The organism is Xanthomonas sp. SS (assembly GCF_014236835.1).
GTDB lineage: Bacteria > Pseudomonadota > Gammaproteobacteria > Xanthomonadales > Xanthomonadaceae > Xanthomonas_A.
The window spans coordinates 3,053,344-3,078,746 of record NZ_CP051190.1; the positions used below are offsets into that span (position 1 = coordinate 3,053,344).

The 25,403-nt window shown below is 69.2% G+C and carries 21 protein-coding genes; 16 read left to right on the forward strand and 5 right to left on the reverse strand.

Going from position 1 to position 25,403, the window contains the following annotated elements; translation table 11 throughout:
* Window positions 1-287: 287 nt before the first annotated feature.
* Window positions 288-815, reverse strand: coding sequence for a hypothetical protein (locus HEP74_RS12715; protein ID WP_185816617.1), 528 nt, complete (start codon window positions 813-815; stop codon window positions 288-290).
* A 384-nt stretch (window positions 816-1,199) separates the two neighbouring features.
* Between HEP74_RS12715 and cysS the strand changes: the two genes are divergently transcribed.
* The 3 genes from cysS to HEP74_RS12730 all read left to right on the forward strand — a co-directional run bounded on the left by cysS (window position 1,200) and on the right by HEP74_RS12730 (window position 4,495).
* Complete coding sequence (gene cysS, locus HEP74_RS12720) at window positions 1,200-2,609, forward strand: cysteine--tRNA ligase (protein WP_185813186.1); 1,410 nt, start codon at window positions 1,200-1,202, stop codon at window positions 2,607-2,609.
* Window positions 2,610-2,813: 204 nt separating this feature from the next.
* Window positions 2,814-3,251, forward strand: coding sequence for a SufE family protein (locus HEP74_RS12725; protein WP_185813187.1), 438 nt, complete (start codon window positions 2,814-2,816; stop codon window positions 3,249-3,251).
* Window positions 3,248-4,495 (forward strand): MFS transporter, encoded by a 1,248-nt coding sequence (locus tag HEP74_RS12730; protein WP_185813188.1) that lies wholly within the window; start codon window positions 3,248-3,250, stop codon window positions 4,493-4,495. The genes HEP74_RS12725 and HEP74_RS12730 overlap by 4 nt, the downstream gene beginning before the upstream one ends.
* A 25-nt stretch (window positions 4,496-4,520) precedes the next feature.
* On the opposite strand, the gene HEP74_RS12735 is transcribed toward HEP74_RS12730, so the two are convergent.
* Window positions 4,521-5,642, reverse strand: a complete 1,122-nt coding sequence (locus tag HEP74_RS12735; protein ID WP_185813189.1) for an alpha/beta hydrolase — start codon at window positions 5,640-5,642, stop codon at window positions 4,521-4,523.
* A 629-nt stretch (window positions 5,643-6,271) separates the two neighbouring features.
* Between HEP74_RS12735 and HEP74_RS12740 the strand changes: the two genes are divergently transcribed.
* The 9 genes from HEP74_RS12740 to HEP74_RS12780 all read left to right on the forward strand — a co-directional run bounded on the left by HEP74_RS12740 (window position 6,272) and on the right by HEP74_RS12780 (window position 16,434).
* Entirely contained in the window at window positions 6,272-7,546 is a 1,275-nt protein-coding gene (locus tag HEP74_RS12740) for a beta-barrel domain-containing protein (protein WP_255427734.1), read from the forward strand.
* A complete protein-coding gene (locus tag HEP74_RS12745; RefSeq protein ID WP_255427735.1) occupies window positions 7,543-9,756 on the forward strand; it encodes a peptidase domain-containing ABC transporter in 2,214 nt (737 codons plus the stop codon). The genes HEP74_RS12740 and HEP74_RS12745 overlap by 4 nt, the downstream gene beginning before the upstream one ends.
* Before the next feature lie 119 nt (window positions 9,757-9,875).
* Window positions 9,876-10,451, forward strand: a complete 576-nt coding sequence (locus tag HEP74_RS12750; RefSeq protein WP_003470112.1) for a 2OG-Fe(II) oxygenase — start codon at window positions 9,876-9,878, stop codon at window positions 10,449-10,451.
* Window positions 10,452-10,507: 56 nt separating this feature from the next.
* Window positions 10,508-11,377, forward strand: a complete 870-nt coding sequence (locus HEP74_RS12755; RefSeq protein WP_255427736.1) for an alpha/beta hydrolase family protein — start codon at window positions 10,508-10,510, stop codon at window positions 11,375-11,377.
* 35 nt (window positions 11,378-11,412) lie between these two features.
* Entirely contained in the window at window positions 11,413-13,074 is a 1,662-nt protein-coding gene (locus tag HEP74_RS12760) for a BamB-related PQQ repeat family beta-propellar protein (protein ID WP_255427737.1), read from the forward strand.
* Window positions 13,075-13,181: 107 nt separating this feature from the next.
* Window positions 13,182-14,012: a hypothetical protein gene (locus HEP74_RS21940; protein WP_255427738.1), complete on the forward strand. Its 831-nt coding sequence runs from the start codon at window positions 13,182-13,184 to the stop codon at window positions 14,010-14,012.
* A 73-nt stretch (window positions 14,013-14,085) separates the two neighbouring features.
* The gene (locus tag HEP74_RS12770) at window positions 14,086-14,469 is read left to right on the forward strand and encodes a hypothetical protein (protein WP_185813191.1); all 384 of its coding nucleotides are present in this window, start codon (window positions 14,086-14,088) and stop codon (window positions 14,467-14,469) included.
* A 351-nt stretch (window positions 14,470-14,820) separates the two neighbouring features.
* The gene (locus HEP74_RS12775; RefSeq protein ID WP_185813192.1) at window positions 14,821-15,690 is read left to right on the forward strand and encodes a hypothetical protein; all 870 of its coding nucleotides are present in this window, start codon (window positions 14,821-14,823) and stop codon (window positions 15,688-15,690) included.
* 69 nt (window positions 15,691-15,759) lie between these two features.
* On the forward strand, window positions 15,760-16,434 hold the full coding sequence (locus HEP74_RS12780; protein WP_185813193.1) for a secreted signal peptide protein: 675 nt from the start codon (window positions 15,760-15,762) through the stop codon (window positions 16,432-16,434).
* A 299-nt stretch (window positions 16,435-16,733) separates the two neighbouring features.
* Here the strand turns inward: HEP74_RS12780 and dksA are convergent, their stop codons facing one another.
* Window positions 16,734-17,822 (reverse strand): RNA polymerase-binding protein DksA, encoded by a 1,089-nt coding sequence (gene dksA / locus HEP74_RS12785; RefSeq protein ID WP_185813194.1) that lies wholly within the window; start codon window positions 17,820-17,822, stop codon window positions 16,734-16,736.
* 131 nt (window positions 17,823-17,953) lie between these two features.
* Between dksA and yidD the strand changes: the two genes are divergently transcribed.
* Genes yidD through HEP74_RS12800 form a run of 3 tightly spaced genes read left to right on the forward strand, consistent with a single transcriptional unit; the run spans window position 17,954 to window position 20,421 of the window.
* Window positions 17,954-18,226: a membrane protein insertion efficiency factor YidD gene (gene yidD / locus HEP74_RS12790; protein ID WP_185816621.1), complete on the forward strand. Its 273-nt coding sequence runs from the start codon at window positions 17,954-17,956 to the stop codon at window positions 18,224-18,226.
* Window positions 18,227-19,561 (forward strand): dihydroorotase, encoded by a 1,335-nt coding sequence (locus HEP74_RS12795; protein ID WP_185813195.1) that lies wholly within the window; start codon window positions 18,227-18,229, stop codon window positions 19,559-19,561.
* Window positions 19,561-20,421 (forward strand): M23 family metallopeptidase, encoded by an 861-nt coding sequence (locus HEP74_RS12800; protein WP_185813196.1) that lies wholly within the window; start codon window positions 19,561-19,563, stop codon window positions 20,419-20,421. The genes HEP74_RS12795 and HEP74_RS12800 overlap by 1 nt, the downstream gene beginning before the upstream one ends.
* 435 nt (window positions 20,422-20,856) lie before the next feature.
* Here the strand turns inward: HEP74_RS12800 and HEP74_RS12805 are convergent, their stop codons facing one another.
* Both HEP74_RS12805 and HEP74_RS12810 read right to left on the reverse strand, forming a co-directional pair.
* Window positions 20,857-21,813, reverse strand: a complete 957-nt coding sequence (locus tag HEP74_RS12805) for a C40 family peptidase (RefSeq protein ID WP_255427739.1) — start codon at window positions 21,811-21,813, stop codon at window positions 20,857-20,859.
* Window positions 21,810-23,495, reverse strand: coding sequence for a sensor domain-containing diguanylate cyclase (locus HEP74_RS12810; RefSeq protein WP_185813197.1), 1,686 nt, complete (start codon window positions 23,493-23,495; stop codon window positions 21,810-21,812). Before HEP74_RS12810 ends, HEP74_RS12805 begins: the two co-directional genes overlap by 4 nt.
* Window positions 23,496-23,995: 500 nt before the next feature.
* On the opposite strand from HEP74_RS12810, the gene eat reads away from it, so the two are divergent.
* A complete protein-coding gene (eat, locus tag HEP74_RS12815) occupies window positions 23,996-25,363 on the forward strand; it encodes a permease (RefSeq protein ID WP_524540738.1) in 1,368 nt (455 codons plus the stop codon).
* Window positions 25,364-25,403 lie beyond the last annotated feature (40 nt).

The window sequence follows — 25,403 nt, forward strand, 5'->3', positions numbered from 1 at the left end:
TGCGTGGAGCCACCGCGGCGGTGGCGTGCGCGGGACGCGCGGTAGTCAGTTCTTTACGGGTGAAACCTTTCCGGGATATGAAAACGAAAAAACCCAGCCTCGGGCTGGGTTTTCAGAACGAACGGCACAGCGCTCCGGTTACCCAGCCAGGATGTGGGATTCCGGTCGACGCGCGCGCGACGTCATGCCCGAGGCCATGCGTGCGGCGCTGAGATCGTGCTGGGGCAGGTTCGCTTTCATCGGCGCGCATCCTCGCACGCGCACGCCGCAGGCGCAAGCGCGCGCGCTCATCGCGGCGGCACCACCACCGCGTCGGGCACGTACGGCGCCACCGACACGCGGATGCGCAGCCGGTTGCCCGGATCCTCCGGCAGCCGCGAGCGATACTTGGTGCCCTTGTAGACATAGTCGACGTCGTAGGCGATCGGACGCCGGAACTCGCGACCGACCTCGACGGTGCGGCAGTTGCGCCCGCTCGAAGCCGGCGCTGGCGCGGCTGCGGCCGGCGCGGGCGCCTCTTCGTGGCGGCGGCTGAAGATGTCCTTGACCGAATCCATCAGCCGGTTCAGGCGGCTGTCGTCCTCCGGCTTGACCGGGGCCGGCGCCGGGGCCGGCGTCTGCACCGGGTCGCATTGCTGTTCGGTGCGGGTGGCGCGCAGGGTCTGGTAGACCGGCTCCACGTTCAGCACCTGCGCGTAGTCGAGCTTGACGTTCTCGATCACCACCACGCGGTTGCGCGCCTCGCTGTCCTGCGCCCAGGCCGGCGCGGCGCATGCGAACAGGCCGACCAGCGGCAACAACAGGTACGGACGCATCGGCACCAGGCTTCGAAGGACAGATCGATCAGTGTAGGCATCGCAGCTTGCGTCGGGCTGAACGCGAGCCTACGGTTCGGTGGCCTGTCCCGGCTTGGGGTGGGACATGTTCCGTTCCCGGGCAGGTCGCACCGATTTCGTGCGTGCAGCGGTAAGGAAGCGCTAGGAAGCCGACACTTACGACAACGCGGCAGCCGGCGCGCGCAAGCGCGGTTCTGCGGATCGGGCCTGGCAGGTCGCCAGCCGGCGCGGCGCGACTGTACCTTGCCGCACCACGCACGCCCGCTGGCAACCTGGCAGACACGACCCGGCCCAGCCCGGAAGGGATGAGACGCCCTGGGCCGCTGCCGGTAGAATCGCAAGGCTTCCCCACGCCCGATGCCGATGAGCCTGCGCCTGCACAACAACCTGACCCGCCGGGTCGATGCCTTCGAACCGCTGGATCCGGTCGCCGGTCCCACGCTGTATGTCTGCGGCCCCACCGTCTACAACTACGCGCACATCGGCAACGCGCGCGGCCCGGTGGTGTTCGACGTGCTGGCGGCCCTGCTGCGGCGCCGCTACGGCGCGCTGCGCTACGCGCGCAACATCACCGACGTGGACGACAAGATCAATGCCGCCGCGCAGGCGCAGGGCGTGCCGATCGCCACCATCACCGACCGTTTCGCCGCCATCTACCGGCAGGACATGGCCGCGCTAGGGGTTGCCCCGCCGGACCTGGAGCCGGAGGCGACCGCGCACATCCCGCAGATCGTGGCGATGATCGAGCGGCTGATCGGCAACGGCCACGCCTATGCCGCCGAGGGCCACGTGCTGTTCGCGGTGGCCAGCTTCGCCGGCTACGGCAAGCTGTCGCGGCGCGATCCGGAAGAGATGCTGGCCGGCGCCCGCGTCGAGGTGGCGCCGTACAAGCGCGACCCGGGCGACTTCGTGCTGTGGAAGCCGTCCAGCGACGACCTGCCGGGCTGGGACTCGCCGTGGGGCCGCGGCCGCCCCGGCTGGCACATCGAATGCTCGGCGATGGCCGCCGCGCACCTGGGTCCGACCATCGACATCCATGCCGGCGGCGTGGACCTGCAGTTCCCGCACCACGAGAACGAGATCGCGCAGAGCGAGTGCGCGCACGGCGGCGCCACCTTCGCCCGGTTCTGGCTGCACAACGGCATGCTCAACTTCAGCGGCGCGAAGATGAGCAAGTCGCTGGGCAACATCGAGACCGTGCACGACCTGATCGCCCGGCATCCGCCGGAAGCGCTGCGCTATGCGCTGTTGAGCGCGCACTACCGGCAGCCGCTGGATTGGTCCGATGCGCTGATCGAACAATGCAAGAACACCCTGGACCGGCTGTACGGCACCTTGCGCGCGCTGGACGCGGTGCAGGCCACCGCGTCGATCCCGCAGGCGATCGAGGCCGCGCTGGAAGACGACCTCAACACGCCGCAGGCGCTGGCCGAAGTGGCGCGGATCGCGACGGTGGCGCGGCAGCTGCTCGCGCCGGCCGGCGGTCCCGACGCAGCGCGCGACGCACAGCTGCAGGCGCAATTGCAGCAGGCCAAGTCCGACCTGCTCGGCGCCGGCCTGGCGCTGGGCCTGCTGCAGCAGACGCCCGAGGCCTGGTTCAACCGCGGCGTTGGCGACGGCGACGATGCGCGCATCCAGGCGCTGATCGACGAACGCACCGTCGCAAAGAAGAACCGCGATTTCGCCCGCGCCGACGCGATCCGTCAGGAACTGGCCGAGGAAGGCGTGGTGCTGGAAGACACCGCGCAAGGCGTGCGTTGGAAGCGTGGCTGAGCTTTTCCCTTCTCCCATCGGGAGAAGGTGCCCCGAAGGGGCGGATGAGGGTACGGCAACACTCGATAAGGGTACGGACGAAGTGGCTGGCATCGATTTCTAATGAGGCTGCGCCCTACCCTCGCCCCAACCCCCTCTCTCCCACGGGGACTCCCTACGGTCGCCGGAGGGAGAGGGGCTTTACCGAATGATCTTGGATTTGCGATGACCGATACCGATTTCCCGCTCGAACCCACGCCCGCCGACGCGCAGGCCGCCATCGCCGAGGAATTCGGCTTCTTCGGCGACTGGTCCGAGCGCTACCAGTACCTGATCGATCTGGGCCGCAAGCTGCCGGCGTTCCCCGAGGAGTGGAAGACCGAGCAGCATCGCCTGCACGGCTGCCAGTCGATGGTGTGGATCGTGCCCGAGGGCAATGCGCAGCGGCTGGTGTTCCATGCGATCAGCGACTCGGCGATCGTCTCCGGGCTGATCTACCTGGCGCTGCGGGTCTACTCCGGGCGCAGCGCCGCCGACATTCTGGCCACCGCGCCGGACTTCGTCGCCGCGATCGGCCTGGGCAAGCACCTGTCGCCGACCCGCAGCAACGGCCTGGCCGCGATCCTGGCGTTCATCCAGGACAGTGCGCGCGCACAGGCATGAGCACCCCGCTCCCCCCTGCACAGAGTCTGCGCACGCTGCTGGCGCATCCCGGCTTCGCGCTGGTGCTGGCCTATCGCATCTGCGCGATGCTGTCCTACCAGATCGTCGCGGTCACGGTCGGCTGGCACATCTACGAGATCACCCGCAATCCGTTCTCGCTGGGGCTGATCGGGCTGGCCGAGATCCTGCCGTTCTTCTGCATCGCGCCGTTCGCCGGCTACCTGGTCGATCACCTGCCGCGGCGCCGGCTGGGCATGCTCGCCAGCCTGGGCCTGGTCGCGACCGCGGGGGTGCTGACCGCGCTGACCCACGGCTGGCTGCCGATGCATGGCGTGTGGCCGATCTACGCGGCGATCGCGCTGACCGGCGCGGCGCGCGCGTTCCTGTCGCCGGTGTACAACGCGCTGTTCGCGCGCACGCTGCCGCGCGAGGCCTATGCGCGCGGCGCCAGCATCGGCAGCGTGGTGTTCCAGACCGGCATGGTGATCGGGCCCGCGTTGGGCGGGGTGCTGGTCGGCTGGGGCGGCAAGGGCCTGTCCTATGGCGTGGCCATGGCGGTGGCCGGCGTGGCGATGCTGTCGCTGTTGCTGCTGCGCGTGGCCGAGCCGATCAACGACGGCCCGCGCGCGCCGATCTTCCGCAGCATCGCCGAGGGCGCGCAGTTCGTGTTCTCCAACCAGATCATGCTCGGCGCGATGGCGCTGGACATGTTCTCGGTGCTGCTCGGCGGCGCGGTGTCGATGCTGCCGGCCTTCATCCACGACATCCTGCATTACGGCCCCGAAGGCCTGGGCATCCTGCGCGGCGCGCCGGCGCTGGGGTCGGTGCTGGTCGGGCTGTGGCTGGCGCGGCGCCCGCTGCAGCGCAATGCAGGCCGCATCCTGCTGCTGGCGGTGACCGGCTTCGGCCTGTGCACCATCGCCTTCGGCCTGTCGCGGCATTTCTGGCTGTCGGCGGCGATCCTGCTGGTCTATGGCATGTGCGACGGGGTGTCGGTGATCGTGCGTTCGACCATCCTGCAGCTGGCCACGCCGGATGCGATGCGCGGCCGGGTGTCTTCGATCAATGGCATCTTCATCGGCTCGTCGAACGAACTTGGCGCGTTCTACGACGGGGTCATGGCGCGACTGATCACACTCGTGCCCGCGGTGGTACTGGGCGGATGCGTGACCTTGGTCGTGGCCGGCGTTACCGCCTGGAAAGCGCCGAAGCTGCGCAAGCTGGACCTGCGCGAGCTGCAGTGACGGCCTGACCGCCGCCGCGTCGCGCTCAGTGCGTCGCGGCGGCGTCCAGGCGTTCGTCGGCGTCCCACGCCGCCGCGCAGCCGGGCACGTTCGCCGGCTGGATCAGCCCGCCCTTGCCGGCCAGGAACCGGCAGGTCGCCGCGAACACTGCCGGCACCGCCTTGGAGCGGATCGGCGAGGCCAGCACGTGATTGCCGGCGCCAGGAAAATCCACCGCCTGGCGCAGCGCCGGCGGCGTGCCCAGTTGCGCGAACATCGCCTGCATCGCCGCCACCGATACCGTCGCGTCCTGATGCTGCGCGTCGCGATAGTAGTAGCCGAGAAACACCGGCACATGGATCCGCGCATAGGTCGCCGGCAACATGCCGCCGCGGGTCAGCGCGGCCAGCGCGCGATAGCCGTCGACATGGGTGGCGTCGGCCCAGTAGCCGCTGTCGACCGGATAACGCATGACCGGATCGCCGCCATTGCGCGACCACAGCAGCAACTGCGCGCCCCACGGCCACAGCATCGGCTGCAGTTGCTCGGCGTGCTCGCGCACCAGCGGCGACCACAGCACCAGGGCCTGCACCTGTTGCGGGTGCGCGGCCACGGTCTGCAGCGCCAACGCGCCGCCCATCGAATTGCCGATCACCACCACCCGCCGGCCCAGCACCTTGGCGATCGCCAGCGCTTCGGCGGCGCCATCGAGCAGGCGCGGCGCATCGACGCCGCGCAGGGCGTCGGCGGCGACCAGCCCGTGCCCCGGCAGGCGCGGCAGATACAGATTGCAGCCGAAGCTGCGCGCCAGGCGTTGGTGGGTCGGCGCGCCCTCGCCCTGGCTGGCGGTGAAGCCGTGCAGGTAGACCATGGCGCAGTCGCGGCGTCCCGGATGCGCCGGGTCGGCCCAGACGATGCGCGCCTGGTTGTCCGCACGCAGGCCGGCAGTGGCGCGCTCGCGCGCGTCCAGCCAGGCCTGCAGCGCGAGCGGATCCTGCGGCACCGCCGGCAACGCGACCTGCGGCAGCGCCGGGCTGACCCGTGGTCCCAATGCCAGCACCGCCAGCAGCACCAGCAAGAGCAGCAGCGGCCAGCGCGCATAGCGCCAGACGCGGAACGTGCCTGCGCGTAGCGGCGTCGCCGCGACGGAGACCGGTGTAGCGGTCATGCGCACATGTCCGCGGCCTGCAGCGGATGGCACCGCGCTAGCGGCGGTCGCAGCGGCGTGGCTTGCTTAGCGCCCTCGGCGCCGGCAGCACGGACCCGCCACCTCGCAGGAGCGTGCACGGCCAAGACGGCCACGCGCTGCGGCGGACAGGGAAGGCGATTGGCGAGCATCGGCAGGCGGCGGCAACGTGGCCGTCCGCCACGCGTCCAGTCTGCGGCGGCGGCATGACAGGCGCATTTAAGCCCGATCGCGATCCGGCGTGCGCGGCAAATGCGTGAAATGCGTGACGGCGCAACCTCGCCCTTTTCGGCCTGCGCCTGCGTCGCCGCAGGCAGGTCCAGCGCATTTGTCTACAGGATGCGCCGAGCCGCGTGCGCACGTCCGCTTGCGCTGCTGCGACGCCGATTTCCTTGCGTTGCGGCGGCGAAAGACGCACGCCGTCTCACTCGCTCGCAGCACCCGGCGCATGCGCACGCCATGGCCGGATCGCAGCGACGCGATACCGAAAGGTTCGCGAAAGCCATGCCTGGAACCGTTGCGCCCGGACCAGCCGCAGGGTCCTTGACGGAACGCCAGGTTCGCCGCCTGCCTGCATTTTCCCGTGCGAAGTTCATACGGAAAGAACTGAAATGGAAGGTTCGCTTTTTCGCAGCGAAGTGCTGGACGCCCCCAGCCAGGCATGGCTGGGAACAGTGCGGTTGGCCACGCCGGTCTCGACCCAGGCATGGACGGTTGCCGCGCTGCTCATCGGCGCCTCGATCCTCGCCTGGCTGTTCGCCGGACACTACACGCAGCGCGTGCACGTCACCGGCCTGCTGGTGCCGCGCGCCGGCTTGATCAGCCTGACCGCCAACACCGTCGGCGTGGTCGACCACGTCGCCGCCGCGGAAGGCGATCGCGTCGTCGCCGGGCAGATCCTGGTGTCCCTGTCCGGCGAACACACCAGCAAGGCGCTGGGCAATACCGCGGCCGGCGTCAGCACGCAACTGCAACGGCAGGCCAGCAGCCTGCGCCAGGACATCGGCGATGCGCTCACCCTGCGCGACAAGCAGGCCGAGGACAACCGCACCCAGCAGACCCTGCTGAAGGATCAGCTGGCGCAGATCGACGCGCAGATCGCGATCGAGAAGAAACAGATGGCGCTGGTCCAGGACCTGGTGAACAAGTGGTCCGGGCTGGTGGCCGGCGGCTACATCCCGGCGCTGCAGGTCGAGCAGGAACAATCGGCCCTGCTCGCCGACGAATCGCAATTGCGCTCGCTGCAGCAGCAGCACGCCGGTACGCGCCAACAGCTGAGCGCGCTCGACGACCAGTTGACGCAGCTGCCGTTGGCGGTCTCGGCCAAGCTCAACGAACTGCGCCGGCAACTGGCGCAGGTCGAACAGGCGCTGGCCCAGAACGAAGCGACCCGCGCCAGCGAACTGCGCGCGCCGGCCAGCGGCATCGTGTCCTCGCTGCTGGTCAAGCCCGGCGCGTCGGTGTCGCTCGGGCAGCCGCTGCTGGCCATCGTGCCCGACGGTTCGCGGCTGCAGGCGCAGCTGCTGGTGCCAAGCCAGGCGGTCGGCTTCGTGCATCCGGGCGTGGATGTCACCCTGCACTACCAGGCCTTTCCCTATCAGAAATTCGGCCTGCAGCATGGCGTGGTGCGCAGCGTCTCGCGCAGCGCGCTGATGCCCGGCGAGGTGACCCTGCTGCTCGGCGGGGGCACGCCGCCATCGACCGACTCGCTGTACCTGGCGCACGTGGATCTCGCCAACCAGAACGTCCAGGCCTACGGGCAGCAGCAGCCGTTGCGCCCGGGCATGGCGCTGGAAGCGGACATGCTGCTGGACCGGCGCCGCATCGTCGAATGGATCTTCGAACCCCTGTACGGCATGGGGCATCGCTGGAGCAGCGGTTCGTGAGTCGCCGCGCCGAGGATCGCAGCGCGAACGACGACAGTCTGCATGCCACTCGCGCGGAGAGCACGCCGCGGCTGCGTTTCTGGCGCTCGCGCGGCCTGCCGAACGTGCTCCAGTCCGAAGCGGCCGAGTGCGGACTCGCCTGCCTGGCGATGATCGCCGGTTACCACGGCCACCACACCGACCTGGCCGCGTTGCGCCGGCGTTTCACCCTGTCGCTGAAAGGCATGACCGCGCGGCGCCTGATCGAGGTCGCACATGCGCTGGGACTGCAATGCCGGCCGCTGCGGCTGGAGATGGACGAACTCGGCCAGTTGCAGACGCCGTGCGTGCTGCATTGGGACCTCGACCATTTCGTGGTCCTGCACGAGGTCGGCAGGAACAAGGTCACCCTGCACGATCCGGCCGTGGGCGTGCGCACCCTGCCGCTGGCCGAGGTCGCACGGCATTTCACCGGCGTCGCCATCGAGTTTTCGAAAGGCCCCACATTCCAGCGCCAACGCGAGGCGCCGCCGGTCTCGCTGCGCTCGCTCGCCGGCTCGATCCGCGGCCTGGGCCGCGGGCTGGCGCAGATCTTCGGCCTGGCGCTGGTGCTGGAGCTGTTCGCCTTGCTCGCGCCGCTGTTCATGCAACTGGTGGTGGACCAGGTCATCGCCGACGGCGACCACGACCTGCTGACCTTCCTCGGGCTCAGCTTCGCCCTGCTGATCGTGCTGGAAACGCTGGTCTCCGCGTTGCGCAGCTGGACGGTGATGTGGCTCAGCACCCACTTCAACCTGGGCTGGACCGGCAACGTGTTCCAGCACCTGATGCGGCTGCCGCACGCCTACTTCGGCGCGCGCCACCTCGGCGACATCGTGTCGCGCTTCGGCGCGATCGACGCGATCCAGCAGACCCTGACCACGCGCTTCGTCGAGATCCTGCTCGACGGGCTCATGGCCAGCATCACCCTGGTCGTGCTGTTCGCCTACAGCCCGCTGCTGTCGGCCATCGTGCTGGGTGCGGTGGCCCTGTATGCGGGCCTGCGGCTGCTGTATTTCCGCATCTACCGCGAAGCCAACCTCAGCCAGATCACGGTGACCGCGAAACAGCACAGCCGCTTCCTGGAAGCGGTGCGCGGGGTGCAGACGATCCGCCTGCACAACCAGGAAGCCGAGCAGACCGGGCGCTACCTCAATGCGGCGGCCGATACGCTCAACACCTCGATCGCGGTGCAGCGCCTGGACATGCTGTTCACCGCGCTGCAGGGCCTGGCCACCGGCGCGCAACGGCTGGGCGTGCTGTGGCTGGGCGCGTGGCTGGGGCTGAAGGGCCAGTTCACCGTCGGCATGCTGACCGCGTTCGTCGCCTACGGCGACCAGTTCAGCAGCCGCGTCGCCAGCCTGATCGATTACGCGATCGAACTGCGCATGTTGCGCCTGCAGGCCGAGCGCCTGGCCGACATCGTGCTGACTGCGCCGGAAGCCTATGCCAGCAGCGAGCACGTCGGCCCGCTGCCGGCACCGGGCGTGGCGTTCAACAAGGTCGGCTTTCGCTATGCCGAAGGCGAGCCGTGGATCCTGCGCGAGTGCAGCTTCGCGGTGCGGCCGGGCGAATCGGTGGCCATCGTCGGCCCGTCCGGCTGCGGCAAGAGCACCTTGATCCGGCTGCTGCTCGGCCTGCTCGACCCGCAGCAGGGATCGATCGAGATCGGCGGCATCGATCTGCGCCGGCTCGGCAAGTCGCGCTATCGCGCGATGACCGCCAGCGTGATGCAGGACGATCACCTGTTCACCGGTTCGATCGCAGAAAACATCAGTCTGTTCGACGCCCTCGCCACGCCGCAGGACATCGAGGACGCAGCGCGCCTTGCCGGCGTGCACGAGGACATCGTGGCCATGCCCATGGGCTATCACAGCCTGGTCGGCGACATGGGTTCTTCCCTTTCCGGCGGACAGCAGCAGCGCCTGTTCCTGGCCCGCGCGCTGTATCGCCGGCCGCAGATCCTGGTGCTGGACGAAGCCACCAGCCACCTGGACGTCGCCATGGAACGGCGGCTCAACCACGCCATCAAGGCGCTGAACATCACCCGCATCGTCATCGCGCACCGGCCCGAGACCATCGCGCATGCGGATCGTGTCATCGAGTTGTGCGAAGGGGCAGCCGTGACGCGTCCGCTGCCGCGCCACGCGGCTCCCATCGCGGCGACGTCGTCCATCGGAGACGCGCCATGAGACCACGCCGGCTCCTGGCGGGCGTCGGCGACGACGCCGCGCCGCGGCCTCCGCCGGGAACGCGTGGCGCTCGCCCATCCCCGCACCTTTCGCCCTCCACGAAACCATGAGGTAACGCCGTGTCGTCATCGGAAGCGTCATCCCTGAAGGTCGTCAACAACTTCGTCGACGTGCAGCATCTGCCGGAACTGGCCAGCGGTCGCGGCGGCTGGGCATACGGCGTCTACCCGGGCCTGCTCGGCGACGCGCATCCGTCCTGGCACATCCACCTGTGCGGCAGCCGCAACGCGCAGGACCGGGCCATCCACGACGACGTGCTCAACGCCACGCCGGGGCTGGAATCGCTCAACGACGTGTGGCGGCACATCCGCGAAGAACTGGCGCCCGACTATGGCCTGGTCCGCGCCTACGCCAGCGGCCACACGCACGGACAGGACGGCGCCGCGCATCACTACGCCAAGCCGTCCGACCAGGAGCGGGTCGCCCTGCTCTACACCAGCACCGAATGGAAGGACGGCTGGGCCGGCGAAACCGTGTTCTACGATGCCGCGCGCGAATGCATCTCCATCCGTCCGCGTCCCGGCCGGCTGGTGCTGTTCGACGGGACCATCGTCCGTGCGTCGCGCGCCCCGGCCCGCGATTGCCCGACGCTGTGCACCACCCTCGCGTTCCACATGCGGCGCATCCGCCGCTAGACCAGCACAGCAAGAGACGACTTCCGATGCAGACCACCATGCCACGCAGCGCGCTCGTGGCGGCGCTCCTGGCCTTCGCCGTGGCGCCGCACGCGGCGAAGGCGGACGCTCTCGGCCGCAGCCGCGCCGACCTGGGCGAACCGTTGCGGATCCCGATCGCCGACGACAGCGGACATCCATGGACGCTGCAAGGGCGCCTGTGCCGCCCCGAGGGCGTGCATCGCCCGCGGCTGGTGGTGATCGCGCACGGCTCGCCGGCGAAAGCGTCGGAGCGGCCGGGCATGACGCTGGAGAGCTGCAGCGGCGAATCCGCGCAATGGTTCCTGCACCGGCACTACGCCGTCGCGCTGGTGCTGCGGCTGGGCTACGGCGCGACCGGCGGCCCCTGGACCGAAGGCTACGACGGCTGCGACCGCGCCGACTACGCCAAGGCCGGCCTGGAGACGGCGCGGCAGCTCAAGACGATCGTGGATTTCGTCACCGCCCTGCCCGGCCTCGATCCGGGCCGCGCCATCGTCGTCGGCCAGTCGGCCGGCGGCTGGGGCACGCTGGCCTACGACAGCCTGCCGCATCCGAACGTCGCGGCCTTCGTCAACATGGCCGGCGGCCGCGGCGGCCACTTCCACGATCGGGCCAACAGCAATTGCGCGCCGGAAAAACTGGTCGAGGCGGCAGGCCGCTTCGGCACGACCGCAAGCACGCCGATGCTGTGGATCTACACCGGCAACGACAGCTTCTTCGACCCGGCGCTGGCCGCCGCGCTGCATCGCGCCTTCGTGCAGGCCGGCGGCCGCGCCGAACTGGTCGCGCCCGCCGCCTACGGCGACGACGGGCATCACCTGTTCTTCGGCCGCCGCGGCTCCGCGATCTGGGGACCGCCGGTCGATGCCTACCTCAAGACGCTGGACGCTGCGGCGTCCCCATGACCTCCCCGACCACCCGCGCAGAGCACACGATGACCATGCAATCGATCCGGGACATCATCCAGACCATCGGCCTGCACACCGCGGCCGAGAACATTCCGCTGATCACCAAGAAGGGCGGCGCCTACACCTGGCTGTTCGACCTGCGCCGGGTGTTCATGCAGCGCGAGGCGCTCGAGCAGATCGCCCACGCGTTCTGGGAGCGCAACGCCAGCCGCGAACCGTTCCAGCTCGGTGGCCTGGAGACGGCGGCGATCCCGCTGCTCACCGCATTGCTGCTGACCGCGCCGAAAGAGCGCGGCGCGGTCAACGGCTTCATCATCCGCAAGGACCGCAAGACCACAGGCCTGGGCAATGCGATCGAAGGCGAGGTGCTGGACCTGCCGATCGTGCTGGTTGACGACTCGCTCAACTCCGGCAACAGCGCCGAAAAGGCGCGCGCGGTCATCGCCATGGCCGGCCACCCGCTGGGCGAGGTGTTCGTGGTGGTCGATTTCCTGTCCAGGGCCGGCATGCAGTGGCGCAAGACCCACGGCATCGCCGTGCAATCGCTGTTCACCCTGAAGGACTTCGACCTTCCGCCGGACCACAGCACGCCGCACCCCACGCAGGCCTACCGCGAGCTGTGGCGAACGGCGACACCGGGCGGCTTCGCCTATCACGTGGTACCGAAGTCCGCGCCGCTGCTGGTCGGCGACACCATCTTCCGCGGCTGCGACGCGGCGAAGATGCAGGCGTTCTCCGCCGAGACCGGCGGGCTGCTGTGGGAATACCAGGTGACCGGCGCGGCCTATACCAAGAAAGGCATCTGGTCGTGCCCCGCCCATCACGACGGGCGCCTGTACTTCGGCGCCTACAACGGCACCGTCTATTGCCTGGACGCGCAGAGCGGCGAAGAGATCTGGACGCATCCGGACGGCGACTGGATCGGCGCCTCGCCACTGCTGCTGCCGCAGCACAACCTGCTGTATGTCGGCATCGAGTACGTCCGCCCCTGGGCGCAGGGCAGCCTGGCCGCCTACGACATGGGCACGGGCGAGAAGGTCTGGGAACATCAGGTCGAGAAGCTGCAGCACGGCTCGCCAGGCTATTGGGAAGGCGGCGACCTGGTGATCTGGGGCAGCGCCGATCACGAGACGCTCGCGCTCGAAGCCAAGACCGGCCGCATCGTGTGGCGCTTCCCGACGCGGCGCTCGGTGAAATACGCGCCAGCCGTCGACGAACAGCGCCGGCTGACCGCCTTCGCCTCCTTCGACAAGTCGATCTACCTCCTCGACGTGGCCACCGGCGAGAAGCGCGGCGAATGGCAGACCGACGAGATCTGCTACACCACGCCGCTGTTCGCCGGCAACAAGCTGTTCTGCGGCTCCGGCGACCGGCATCTGTACGTCATCGACGTGGACACCATGCAGCTGCTCAAGAAGATCAATCTGCGCGCGCGGGTGTATGCCTCGCCCAAGCGCGTGGGCAATCGGGTCATCGTCGGCAGCAATGGCGGCCGCGTCGTGGAGATCGACATCGACACGCTCGAAACCAAGGGCGTGCTGCAACTGCCGGATGCGGTCACCAACGGCGTCGCGGTCTCGCCGGACGGCCGGCGCATCTTCGTCTCCACCTACATGAACCATCTCTACGCGTTCGAGCGCTTGCGCGAGGCCGGGGAAGGCGCGGCCGGCCAGGCGTTTGCCGCGTCGTCGTAGCGCGGCGCGCGCGGCAGGATCGATCCGGACGCGCGGCCAGAAACGGCGTGCCGCCGGATCAACCGAAGCGAGGACGGTTTTCCCCGCAAACATGTCAAAGGATCAACATGAGAACGCTCGATATCATCGAAATCGACATGGTCGCCGGCGGCACGCGCGCTTCGATCGGCGCGCACCCGTTGTCCACCTCGATCCATCACGCCAAGGCGCACAAGAAAGTGCACCACGCCAAGGCCAAGGCCCATCACCACCACGCGGCGATGCACAAGTCGGCCGCGATGCAGACGGTCGCCGAGTTCGACGCGCCGATCGAGGCCGAAGGCGGTGAAGGCGGTGAAGGTGGTGAAGGTGGTGAAGGTGGTGAGGGAGGCGAAGGTGGCGAAGGTGGCGAAGGTGGTGAGGGTGGTGAGGGAGGCGAAGGTGGTGAAGGTGGCGAAGGCGACGGCGGCGGCGGTTACGACGACGGCAACGATGCGGACGGCAACGGGCCGGCCGATACCAGCATAGGCAGCAGCCACCAGACCAGCGATGGCAGGACCGTTTCGATCACCTACCAGAACACGCAAGACGGTTCGAGCAGCGACAATCCGGTCACGTCCAAGATGGCCTCGGCGCTGAACTCGGTGCTCGACAACGACGATGGCGTCAACAGCATCGACATCTCCGCCACGACCAACGGCAGCCACAACCCCAACTCCGCCCACTACACCGGCAACGCCGTCGATATCAACATCATCAACGACGTGCATGTCGGCACCAGCGGCACGGGCTTCGACAACGCGCAGGCGCTGGAGAATGCCGCGATGAACGATCCCAACGTCAGCTACGTGGAAGGCCCCGCCGGCAATTTCATCAGGTCGAGTCCCACCGCGGACTGGACGGCCGCCAGCCGGGAAAGCGGCGACACGACGCACGTCCATATCAGCGTCTTCAAGTAACCCGGATCCCACTCCCCTCTTTCGGGCCGGAACCGCTCCGGCCCGGAAGACAATCACCTATCGGAGATTCCCCATGAAGTCCCCCTGGCTGCCGCGCATGTGCATGGCGTCGCTTCTCGTCTTCGCCATGCAAGGATCGTTGCAGGCGATGCAACCCGCGCCCGGCAACGAAGCCGAACAGGCGCTCGCCTATGTCCTGAAGAACGACATCGTCCTGTCGAGGACGTTCGGGGAGTGCCCGAACCTGACATTCACCCGCAGCGCGGTAAAGGGCGCCCACACGTTCCTGATCGAGGGCCGCTGCGACATCAAGAACAATCCCGAGGAAGATGCGGACTGTCCCGCTTACCACGTGCACGCGAGCGGGACGATCGACGCGCCGTCGCATTGGACCGTCCGCCAGCTGGAGTTGAAGCTGGTGTGCTCCAGCGAGGGAGCGGCGGCGCAGCGGATGTGATCGTTCGGCACGCTGCTCGTACTCCCACGGAAACCACGATTGCCGGAGCCATGCATGGCACGCGGCGAGCGTTGCCAGGTGCCACCTCGCACCAGCATGCGACCGCAAGCGACGCTCGGCGTGGCGATGCCTCCAGTTCCCGGGACGCATCGGCATGCCGACCTGCATGAACCATCTGTACGCGTTCGAGCGTTGCGCGCAGCCGAGGAAAGCACGGCCGGCCACGCGCTTGTCGCGTCGCCGCAGCGCAGCGCGCGCGGCAGGATCGATCCGGACGCGCGGCCATGCGCCTGCGGCCGGATCAGCCGAAGCGAGGACGGCTCCTTCCCCGCAACATGTCAAAGGATCTACATGAGAACGCTCGATATCATCGAAATCGATATGGTCGCCGGCGGCACCCGCGCTTCGATCGGCGCGCACCCGCTATCCAGCTCGATCCATCACGCCAAGGCGCACAAGAAGGCGCACCACGCCAAGGCCAAGACCCATCACCACCACCACGCGGCGATGCACAAGGCGGTGGCGATGCAGACCGCCACCGAGTTCGACGCGCCGATCGAGGCCGAAGGCGGTGAAGGCGGTGAAGGTGGCGAGGGCGGTGAAGGCGGTGAAGGCGGTGAAGGCGGCGAAGGTGGCGAAGGTGGTGAGGGAGGCGAAGGCGGAGAAGGCGGAGAAGGCGATGGCGGCGAGGGAGATGGTGGCGACGGTGATGGCGATGGCGATGGCGACGGCGGCGATGGCAGCGACGGTGGCGAAGGCGACGGTGGTGCCGGCAGCAACGCCAATCCGGCCACGTCCGCATCGGCCAGCGGCACCACGGTGACCTACACCGCCGCGGACGGCTCCACCCAGGAGGTCACCGGCACCCATCCGAACCGCGACAACAACCCGCTCGACATCCGTTCCGGCAACTTCGCCGACGACCACGGTTCGCTCGGCAACGATCGCGGCTTCGCGATCTTCTCCAATCCGCAGGCCGGACTCGACGCTGCGGTGGCCAACATGAACCGCATCAACGACAGCAACAACGGCACCGCCACGCTCAGCCAGATCATCAGCACCTGGTCGCCGCCGAGCGAGAACCCGACCTCGGAGATGATCACCACCATCACCACCAATTCGGGCCTGAATCCGACCGACCAGTGGGGCTCGTTGAGCAGCGCCCAGCAGAGCGCGTTCGTCACGGCCTATGGCCACCGCGAAGGCTGGCACGGCAACTAATTCAAGCAAACGGCGAGACCGGGATGCGCATCCCGGCCTCGTTCACCATGACACGCCACGGAGATCCCCATGACACCCCGATCCCTTTCGCTGTTCGGCCTGCTCGCCTTCGGCATGGCCATCGCGCAGGTCCACGCCGCCGGCAGCGACGCCGCCGCCTGCACGCGCGCGTTGCAGCAGGCCTTCGCCGCCTCCGCCAGCGCGGCGACCCTGCCCGCTCCGTGCACGCGCATCGGCCCGGTCGCGCTGGGCATGCGCAAGCAACAGGTCCTGGCCGCGCTCGGCCAGCCGGACGTCACCCGCGCCGATGCCGCACACCCGCAGACGCTCAGCGTCGTGTACCTGTACCCGCGCGAGCTCAACGCGCAGCTGGCGCGCCATCCGCGTGCGGCCGGCACGCTCGTCCACAGCCAGTTGGCCGTGGGCTTCCGCAACGACCGGGTCACCAGCCTGATCGCCTTGGCCGATCCGAACGCCCCCCTGCCCTTCGACCTGCTCGGCCAGCCGGCCGGCACCCACATCGACCGCCTGCTGCAGGCGATCGGCGGCCGCCCGCAATGGAACGACAGCCGCGACTATGTGCAGTTCGCCGCCATGCCGCTGGGCGTGGACGTGGATCCGGATACCTCGGCCATCGTCGGGCTGAACATCGCAGCCAGCAAGGCGGACCTGGACAGCTTCGGCCTGCCCGGCCTGCAACTGCTCAAGGACGCGAAAAGCGGTTTGGTCAACGGCGTCCGCTGAAGGTCGCAGTGGTCCCCGCGGCGCGGTGAGCGGCGTGCGCCGCAGCGCGGCGCCGGGCCGCAGGCACCGGAGCGGCGGCTCCACGGGACCTGCGCACGCGCCATGGCGGACACGCCAGGCGCAGCGGCCACGCGTGACGCAGACGTCATCGCCCTTGGCCTCCCGCCGCCATCGCGGCACCGGATCGCAAGCTTGGCGGCAAACAGACAGGCAAACCGCCGGACCGGCGCGATCACCAGAAAGCACAAGGCCCCGCGCGAGCAGGGCCTTGGGCGAACGCAGACGCAGGCGTTGGCGAATCAGTCGCCCTGCTGCTTCTGCAGGTGTTCCCAGCGCTCCTGCGCATCGATGGTGCGCTCGGCGGTCAGGCGCGCCTCCAGGCGCTCCAGGCCGATCTCTTCGCCGGTATCCACGCAGTAGCCGTAGTCGCCGGCATCCAGACGCTTGAGCGTGCTGTCGATCTTGCCGATCAGCTTGCGGTAGCGGTCGCGGGTGCGCAGTTCCAGCGAGTTCTCGGTCTCGCGGGTGGCGCGCTCGGCCTCGTCACCGATGTCGCGGACTTCGTCGCGCAGGTTCTCGATGGTCTGCTTGGATTCCTCGACCAGGTCGGCACGCCAGTTGAGCAGGCGCTGGCGGAAGTACTCCTGCTGCAGCGTGCTCATGTACTCCTCGTCGCCGGCCGGCTTGTAGCCCTTGGGCAGGATCGGACGGCCGGTCGCTTCGTCGGTCTTGTACTCGACCACCTTGTACTTGGCCGGCTTGGCCGGCGTGTTGGACTTGGCGGTCACTGCGACGGCGACCTTGCCGGTCGGCTTGGCGATCGGCGCCTTGGGGGTGGATTCGGATTTGGTGGGGGTTTTCGCGGAGGATTTCGAAACGGACACGGGATTCTTATGTGACGGGGCCGAGGGCGCAGCGGGCTTGGCGGCGACCGGCTGGGAAACCGGGGCTGCGGCGGGCGTGGCGGCCTTGGCCGGGACAGACTTGGCCGGCGCCGGCTTGGCAGCCGGCTTCGGTACGGATTTGGCAACCGCCGGGGCAACCGGGGCGGTGGCCTGCTTTGGTTTCACTGCGGGCGTGGCCTGCTTGGCTGCGGCTGCCTGCTTGGCGACCGGGGCGGCGGCGGATTTGGCGGCGGCTTTCGCTGGCTTGGCGGCCGGCTTGGCCGGGGCCTTCTTGGCCGGCGCGGCGGCAACCGGCTTGGGCGCCGGCTTCTTCGCCACCGCCTTGGCCGGAGCCTTCTTGGCCGGCGCGGGCTTGGCTGCCGGCTTCGCCACCGGTTTCTTCAGCGGCTTGGCAGCAGCGGACGCCGTCGCCTTCTTGGCAACGGGCTGGACGGGCTTCTTGGCGGCCTTGACGGCCTTCTTTGCAGGTTTTTTAGCAGCCACGAATCGCTCTTCCTTGGTTTCCCCGGGGCCCGGGAAAGCGGGCCTTTATAGCCTACCCTACCCCCAGCGGCAACCACACCGTCTACACGCTAGTGAATGGCAGGCCGGCGAACGGCGGCCCCGTTGCGCAACTGGCATATCATGGAGCGGTGATCGCCCGCGCTCTCATCGCCTTGCTGCACCTGTACCAGCGCTTCATCAGCCCCCTGCTGGGCCCGCGCTGCCGGTTCGTGCCCAGTTGCTCGGCCTACGCGGTCACCGCCATCGCCCGCTACGGCGCGCTGCGCGGAGGCTGGATGGCGGCCCGCCGCGTCGGCCGCTGCCATCCCTTCCATCCCGGCGGGTTCGACCCGGTGCCCGATCCCGCGGCGCCGCCGGCCTGCCGCTGCCCAGGAAAACACTGAATGTCCTCCTCCACCCTCATCGTCAACGCCCGCCTGGTCAACGAAGGCCAGGAAACCCAGGGCGACCTGCGCATCGCCGACGGCCGCATCGCCGCGATCGCCCCGCAGCTGGCCGCCCGCGACGGCGAGACCGTGGTCGACGCCGCCGGGCGTTGGTTGCTGCCCGGCATGATCGACGACCAGGTGCACTTCCGCGAACCCGGCCTGACCCACAAGGGCGACATCGCCAGCGAGTCGGCGGCCGCGGTGGCCGGCGGCCTGACCAGCTTCATGGACATGCCCAACACCAACCCGCCGACGCTGGACGCGGCGGCGCTGCAGGCCAAATACGACGCCGCCGGCGGCCGCGCCTGGGGCAACTACGGCTTCTACCTGGGCGCCAGCAACGACAACCTGGCCGCGATCCAGACCCTGGACCCGAAGACCGCGCCCGGGATCAAGGTGTTCATGGGCGCCTCCACCGGCAACATGCTGGTCGACAACCCGCAGACGCTGGACGCGATCTTCCGCGACGCGCCGACCCCGATCATCACCCACTGCGAAGACACCCCGACCATCGACGCGACCCTGGCCGCGTTCAAGGAAAAGTACGGCGACGCATTGACCCCGGAGATGCATCCGGACATCCGTTCGCGCGAGGCCTGCCTCAAATCCTCGCAGCTGGCGGTATCGCTGGCGAAGAAGCACGGCACCCGCCTGCACGTGCTGCACATCTCCACCGCCGACGAACTGGCGCTGTTCGCGCCCGGCCCGATCCAGGGCAAGCGCATCACCGCCGAGACCTGCATCCACTTCCTGCGCTTCGACCGCGCCGACTACGCGACGCTGGGCAACCTGATCAAGTGCAACCCGGCGATCAAGGACGCCAGCGACCGCGAGGCGCTGATCCGCGCCCTGGCCGAGGACGTGATCGACGTGCTCGCCACCGACCACGCGCCGCACACCTGGGAAGAGAAGAGCAAGCCGTATGCGCAGGCGCCGTCGGGCCTGCCGTTGGTGCAGTACGCGCTGGTCGCGGCGCTGGAACTGGTCCACGAAGGCCGGCTCAGCGTGGCCCAGGTGGTGCACAAGTTCGCGCACGCGCCGGCGCTGCTGTTCGACGTGCACCAGCGCGGCTTCCTGCGCGAGGGTTACCACGCCGACCTGGTGCTGATCGACGACACCGCCTTCACCGTGCGCCGCGAGGACATCCTGTCCAAGTGCGGCTGGTCGCCGTTCGAAGGCCGCAGCTTCCGCTCCAGGATCGCCGCGACCTGGGTCAACGGCGAACTGGCCTGGGACGGCACCCGCCTGGTCGGCAGCCCGAACGGGCAGCGCCTGGCGTTCGACCGCTGATGCGGCGCACACGCGTGCCGGGTGCCGCGCTGGCGCTCGGCCTGCTGGCGTCGGCGCTGGCGATGCCGTCGCTGCAGGCGCAGACCGGCACCGCCGCCAGCGCCGACACGCGCAGCGTGTTCCCGGCCAGCGCCTCGCAGGGCGCGTTGGTGATCGGCAAGGTGGCGCCCGGCAGCCGCGTGCAGTACGCCGGGCGTACGCTGCGGGTCAGCGGCTACGGCAGCGTGGTGTTCGGCATCGGCCGCGACGAACGCGGCCCGCTGCGGCTGCTGGTGCAGCGCGCCGACGGCGGCAGCGAGAGCATCGACATCGCGGTGACCCCACGCGACTGGCCACTGGAACGCGTCAACGGCGTGCCGCCGAAGACGGTCAACCCGCCGCCGGCGATCGCCGAGCGGATCAAGCGCGAACAGGCGCAGGTCACCGCCGCGCGCGACCGCGACGACGACCGCACCGACTTCGCCGCGCCCTTCATCTGGCCGGTGCAGGGCCGCATCAGCGGCCGCTTCGGCAACGCCCGCGTGTACAACGGGCAACCCGGCGCAGGCCACTCCGGCATGGACATCGCCGTGCCCACCGGCACCCCGGTCAAGGCACCCGCGGCCGGCGTGGTCACCTTCGCCGCGCCGGACCTGTACCTGACCGGCGGCACCGTGCTGCTCGACCACGGCTACGGGGTCAGCTCCAACTTCCTGCACCTGTCGCGGATCGACGTGAAGGTCGGCGACCGCATCGCCCAGGGCCAGGTACTCGGCGCGGTCGGCGCCACCGGGCGCGCGACTGGACCGCATCTGCATTGGGGGATGAATTGGTTCGACGTACGCATCGATCCGCTGTTGGTGCTGGAGCGGACGAAGTAACAGCCTGGTGGTTCGCCAGCAGCGGCGCGCGGCGGCGCGTTCTTTATCCCCGTGGCCGAGGCGCTCGTCTTGCGCGGTTCGACGTACGCATCGATCGCTGCTGGCGCTGAAGCGCACGAAGCGACTACTTTTTTGTGGGAGAGACTTCAGTCGCGACGAGCCTTACCGGTAGAGCCCGTCGCTACTGAAGTCGCCCACAGAAGTCGTCTCCACAAATATCGAGGGACGTTCGCCCTTTTGTAGAAACGGCTTCAGTCGCGGCCGGCGCAGCGGTGAACCTTCGGGCTTCGGACATGACATGGTCGCGGCTGAAGCCGCTCCTACAATGCACACCGCAAGTACCCGCGCACTTTGTAGGAGCGGCTTCAGCCGCGACAGACACCATCCGCAAACGCACTTTCGCAGCTTACGAAACTCCTGATTGAGCAGCCGGCGCTACGCCGGCGCATCCTCCGCCTGTAACAGCCGGCCCAGCACCACGTGCGAGGGGCTGTTGGCCAGATCCAGCGGCATCACCAGCTTGGGATTGGGATGCGGCAGCGGCGTTGGCGTTGCATCGGCGGCCGCCTCCACCAGCAGCGAACCGTCATCCAGCGCTTGATTGGTCACCGGCAGCGGCTCCAAACCCAGCCCGGCGCGCACCGCATTGGCGCGCGCGGCCAGTTCATCGTCGCCGACCGCGGTCAGCGAGGCCGCCAGCATGCCCGCCGGTGCGCCTTCCACCGCGGCCAGGCGCTGCGCCACGTCGCCGAGCGTCTGCTGCCGCTGCGGGTGCAACAACTGCCACACTTCCTCCCACAGCGCCTTCCAGTCCATGTCCGGAAACGGCAGGTGGGTCGGCCCGCTGAGCACGATCTGCGGCGCCAGCCGCCCGCTCGGCTGCGCGTCGCATTCGGCCAGGGCGCGGTACACCACCTCGCTGCACACCATGTGCGAGGGATTGTCGCGAACCAGGTGGTCCAGCGCCTCGCGCACCACGATCCGCGCCAGCCAGTGCTGCGGCCACTTGCCGCGGATCGCCACCAGCACGCCCAGGGTGGCCAGGCTGTCCAGCGGATACGGCACGCCGAGCAGCGACTGCGCCTTGGCCAGCACGCTGGCGCGATCGGCATCGTCCAACGCGACGCCGGCGTAGCTGAGCGGGCGGTAGGCGTCGATCAGCAGATAGTTGCCGGTATCGGCCAACCGTTGCTGCAGCGGATAGCGGCGCACGCCCTTGGCCGCGGCCTCGATGAGGTCGCCCTGGTCGGCCACGATCGCGGCATGGCTGTAGATGCTGTCGCCGCACCAGGCGATCAGTTCCGAAACCGGACCGCGGCCCAGCTGCAGCAGGATGTCGGCGACACGCAGTTGCGTGGGATCGATCGGAGAAACGGCGGGACGTGCAGTCATGGCGGCGACTCCTCGTGGGTGGACGTGATCGGGGATACGCTGACCCGGTTGCGGCCGGCGGCCTTGCTGGCGTAGAGCGCGGCGTCGGCACGCTGCAGCAGCGACTCGATGCTCTCGCCCGGTTGCCATTGGGCCACGCCGACGCTCAGCGTGCATGACAGCGTCTGCCCGCCGTGCTGCAGCGGCTGTTCGTGCAGATGCCGGCGGATGTCTTCGGCCACGCGCTGCGCCGCGGCGAGCGTGGCGCCCGGCATCAACACCAGCATTTCGTCGCCGCCCTGGCGGCCGAGCGTGTCGGTGCTGCGCAGGCGCGCGCGGGCGCAGGCGGCGACCCAGCGCAGGCAGTCGTCGCCGGCACCGTGACCATGCACGTCGTTGATGCGCTTGAAGTGGTCGATGTCGATATAGGCCACGGCCAGCGGCTGCGCGGCGGCCGTGGCGTCCAGCATCGCCTGTGCCAGGCGCTGCTGCATCGCCGCGCGGGTCAGCATGCCGGTGAGGCCGTCCACCGTCGCCAGCCGGTTCACCCGGTCGCGGTCGCGGCGCAGTTCCAGCATCTGCTCGGCCAGGCCGATCGTCACCAGCAGGCACGAAGTGGCCAGCGCCAGGCTGATGCCGTGCGCCACCCAGGGCGTGGCCTGGTCCAGGCGCAGCCATCCGCTCAGTTCCAGGCAGCGCAGCACGCAGAACGCCAGCAGCGGCGCCCACGACGCCAGCAGGTGCCAGGCGTAGCGCTGCCCGCGCAAGGCCAGCAGCAGCGAGCACGGCAGCAGCAACATGGCGCTGACGATCAGCGTGAGGTTGCCGAGCAGGCTCAGCCAGGACGCCGTCGAGATCACGCAGGCCGCGGCGATGCACAGCAGGAAGATGGCGCAGGCCCGCAGCACACGGTCCAGCCGCGGCAGATGCCGGTGCATTTCCAGCTGCCGGCGCTGGAAGTTGATGATGAAGAAGCCGCCGATCGCCGCCACGATCCGTATCGGCGCCGGCGAGGAAGCGAACAGCACGTCCAGGCCCGGTACCGCCCGCGCTTCGCCGCCGATGCCCAGCAGGTACAGCAGCACGCACAGGACGTTGGCGGTGAAATAGCCATATACCCGCTCGCGCAACCGCGCCCACAGCGCGATCGCCAGGATCGCCAGCACCGCGGTCGAGCCGACGATGAAGGCGCGCCAGCCGACGTAGTGCAGATCGTCGCGGTGCACCTGCGCCAGCGGTGCGATCGACACCGGCATCGGGACCGCCGCCGGCGCGTGTACCCGCAGCCACACCGAGGCGCCCTGCGGCAGGCCGTGCGGCAGCGCGATGACCAGCGCGCGGGTCGAATAGCGCAGGTCGGCGTCGGCGCCGTACAGCGCGTGCCGGGTCGGCGTGGCCTGGCCCGGCACCCAGGCTTCCACCTGGGTCAGATACGGCGCCTGCAGCACCAGTTGCGGATCGCCGTCGCTGCCGATCGCGCGGTCGGCGCGGACGCGCCACCAGGTCGGCGTCTTCAGCGGCTCGTACAGGGCGCTGCCATGCGCACCGTCCTGCAATTGCGCCAGATGCGCCCCCGTCACCACCTCGGCGGCGGGCGGATCGGCCGGCAGGCGTTGCAAGTGCACATGCTGCGCGAACGCGGCTTCGGCCACGCATAGGCACAGCAACAGCAGCCAGCGCGAGCAACGGCACAAACGCGTCATACGTCGATCAGGGCCTGTCGGCGCGACGGGGCTGGGCCATGTCGCGGTGTCCGGCGTGCGACCGCTGGCGCCTGGCGCCGCAGCCGGCGCACCGCGCGTCGGCGACGCGCGCCCCCGCCTGGACGACGGCCACGGCAGACCGACGGAACGCGCTTGAGCGCGCCCGGTGCGGCGGCATCGTGCGCTCGCTCATCGGCCTACATCCCACTCGGTCTTCCTCGTCGCGTCCGCGCCAACACGGCGTTGCCCGTCCCGCACCGGACTGACGGCCCCCTGAAATCTGCACCCGAGCATAGCGCAGCCGCCGCCACCGATCGTATCCAAATGCGGCCGCGGACCGAACCTGCGGCAGCCATGCTGCTTTGCGGTATAACCGTAAAGCGGCCTGCGTAAAAACGGCCGGCCCGGCGCCGGCACAGGCGCGCAATGCGCAATCGCAGTCCCCGCGGTGGTTCGCCGCGGCGTTCGCTCTCCCTCCCCCCGTCCAGGAGATGTGCGCAATGACGATCGACAAGCTCAAACCCTCCCTCGGCACCCTGCACCTGTGGGGCATCGCCGTGGGCCTGGTGATCTCCGGCGAATACTTCGGCTGGAGCTATGGCTGGGGCGCCGCCGGCACGCTCGGCTTCCTGGTCACCACGGTGCTGGTGGCGGTGATGTACACCTGTTTCATCTTCAGCTTCACCGAACTGACCACCGCCATTCCCAACGCCGGCGGTCCGTTCGCCTACAGCCTGCGCGCATTCGGCACCGCCGGCGGGATGATCGCCGGCATCGCCACGCTGATCGAGTTCGTGTTCGCGCCGCCAGCGATCGCGATGGCGATCGGCGCCTACCTCAACGTGCAGTTCCCGACCCTGGATCCGCGCCTGGCCGCGGTCGGCGCCTATGCCATCTTCATGACCTTGAACATCCTCGGCGTCGGCATTGCCGCCACCTTCGAACTGATCGTCACCGTGCTGGCGGTGATCGAGCTGCTGGTGTTCATGGGCGTGGTCGCGCCGGGCTTCAGCGTGGCCAACTTCGCGCGCGGCGGCTGGGCCGGGTCGGACACCTTCAGCCTGGCGGCGGTCGGCGGCATCTTCGCCGCGATCCCGTTCGCGATCTGGTTCTTCCTGGCGATAGAGGGCGCGGCGATGGCCGCCGAGGAAGCCAAGGACCCCAGGCGCACCATCCCGCGCGCCTACATCGCTGGCATCCTGACCCTGGTGACGCTGGCGTTCGGGGTGATGATCATGGCCGGCGGTGTCGGCGACTGGCGCACCCTGTCCAACATCAACGATCCGCTGCCGCAGGCGATGAAGGCGGTGGTCGGGCACAACTCGACCTGGCTGCACATGCTGGTGTGGATCGGCCTGTTCGGCCTGGTGGCCAGCTTCCACGGCATCATCCTCGGCTACTCGCGGCAGTTCTTCGCGCTGGCGCGTGCCGGCTTCCTGCCGCACGGCCTGGCCAGGCTGTCGCGCTTCCGCACCCCGCACCGCGCGATCCTGGCCGGCGGCGTAGTCGGCGTGGCGGCGATCTACAGCGACGGGCTGGTGCAGGTGCAGGGCATGTCGCTGACCGCGGCGATGATCACGATGTCGGTGTTTGGCGCCATCGTCATGTACATCATGAGCATGCTCAGCCTGTTCAAGCTGCGCCGCGCCGAGCCGCAGCTGGAACGCAGCTACCGCGCGCCGGGCTATCCGCTGGTGCCGGCGCTGGCCTTGCTGCTGGCGCTGGTGTGCCTGGCGGCGATGGTGTGGTTCAACGCGCTGCTGGCGCTGCTGTTCCTGGGCCTGATGCTGCTCGGTGCCGGCTGCTGCGCGTTGAGCCTGCGCGGCAACGGCGGCATCGTCGCCGCCGAGGCCAGCGGCGAGGCATGATCGAGAACACGGCGCCCGCCGCGCGCGGGCGCCTGCAGGA

Bases quoted from the DNA above. Each gene is read 5' to 3' on its own strand.
- HEP74_RS12715 (WP_185816617.1), bottom strand. From the start codon at position 815: ATGCGTCCGTACCTGTTGTTGCCGCTGGTCGGCCTGTTCGCATGCGCC.
- cysS (WP_185813186.1), top strand. From the start codon at position 1,200: ATGAGCCTGCGCCTGCACAACAACCTGACCCGCCGGGTCGATGCCTTC.
- HEP74_RS12725 (WP_185813187.1), top strand. From the start codon at position 2,814: ATGACCGATACCGATTTCCCGCTCGAACCCACGCCCGCCGACGCGCAG.
- HEP74_RS12730 (WP_185813188.1), top strand. From the start codon at position 3,248: ATGAGCACCCCGCTCCCCCCTGCACAGAGTCTGCGCACGCTGCTGGCG.
- HEP74_RS12735 (WP_185813189.1), bottom strand. From the start codon at position 5,642: ATGACCGCTACACCGGTCTCCGTCGCGGCGACGCCGCTACGCGCAGGC.
- HEP74_RS12740 (WP_255427734.1), top strand. From the start codon at position 6,272: ATGGAAGGTTCGCTTTTTCGCAGCGAAGTGCTGGACGCCCCCAGCCAG.
- HEP74_RS12760 (WP_255427737.1), top strand. From the start codon at position 11,413: ATGCAATCGATCCGGGACATCATCCAGACCATCGGCCTGCACACCGCG.
- HEP74_RS21940 (WP_255427738.1), top strand. From the start codon at position 13,182: ATGAGAACGCTCGATATCATCGAAATCGACATGGTCGCCGGCGGCACG.
- HEP74_RS12770 (WP_185813191.1), top strand. From the start codon at position 14,086: ATGAAGTCCCCCTGGCTGCCGCGCATGTGCATGGCGTCGCTTCTCGTC.
- HEP74_RS12775 (WP_185813192.1), top strand. From the start codon at position 14,821: ATGAGAACGCTCGATATCATCGAAATCGATATGGTCGCCGGCGGCACC.
- HEP74_RS12780 (WP_185813193.1), top strand. From the start codon at position 15,760: ATGACACCCCGATCCCTTTCGCTGTTCGGCCTGCTCGCCTTCGGCATG.
- HEP74_RS12795 (WP_185813195.1), top strand. From the start codon at position 18,227: ATGTCCTCCTCCACCCTCATCGTCAACGCCCGCCTGGTCAACGAAGGC.
- HEP74_RS12800 (WP_185813196.1), top strand. From the start codon at position 19,561: ATGCGGCGCACACGCGTGCCGGGTGCCGCGCTGGCGCTCGGCCTGCTG.
- HEP74_RS12805 (WP_255427739.1), bottom strand. From the start codon at position 21,813: ATGACTGCACGTCCCGCCGTTTCTCCGATCGATCCCACGCAACTGCGT.
- HEP74_RS12810 (WP_185813197.1), bottom strand. From the start codon at position 23,495: ATGACGCGTTTGTGCCGTTGCTCGCGCTGGCTGCTGTTGCTGTGCCTA.
- eat (WP_524540738.1), top strand. From the start codon at position 23,996: ATGACGATCGACAAGCTCAAACCCTCCCTCGGCACCCTGCACCTGTGG.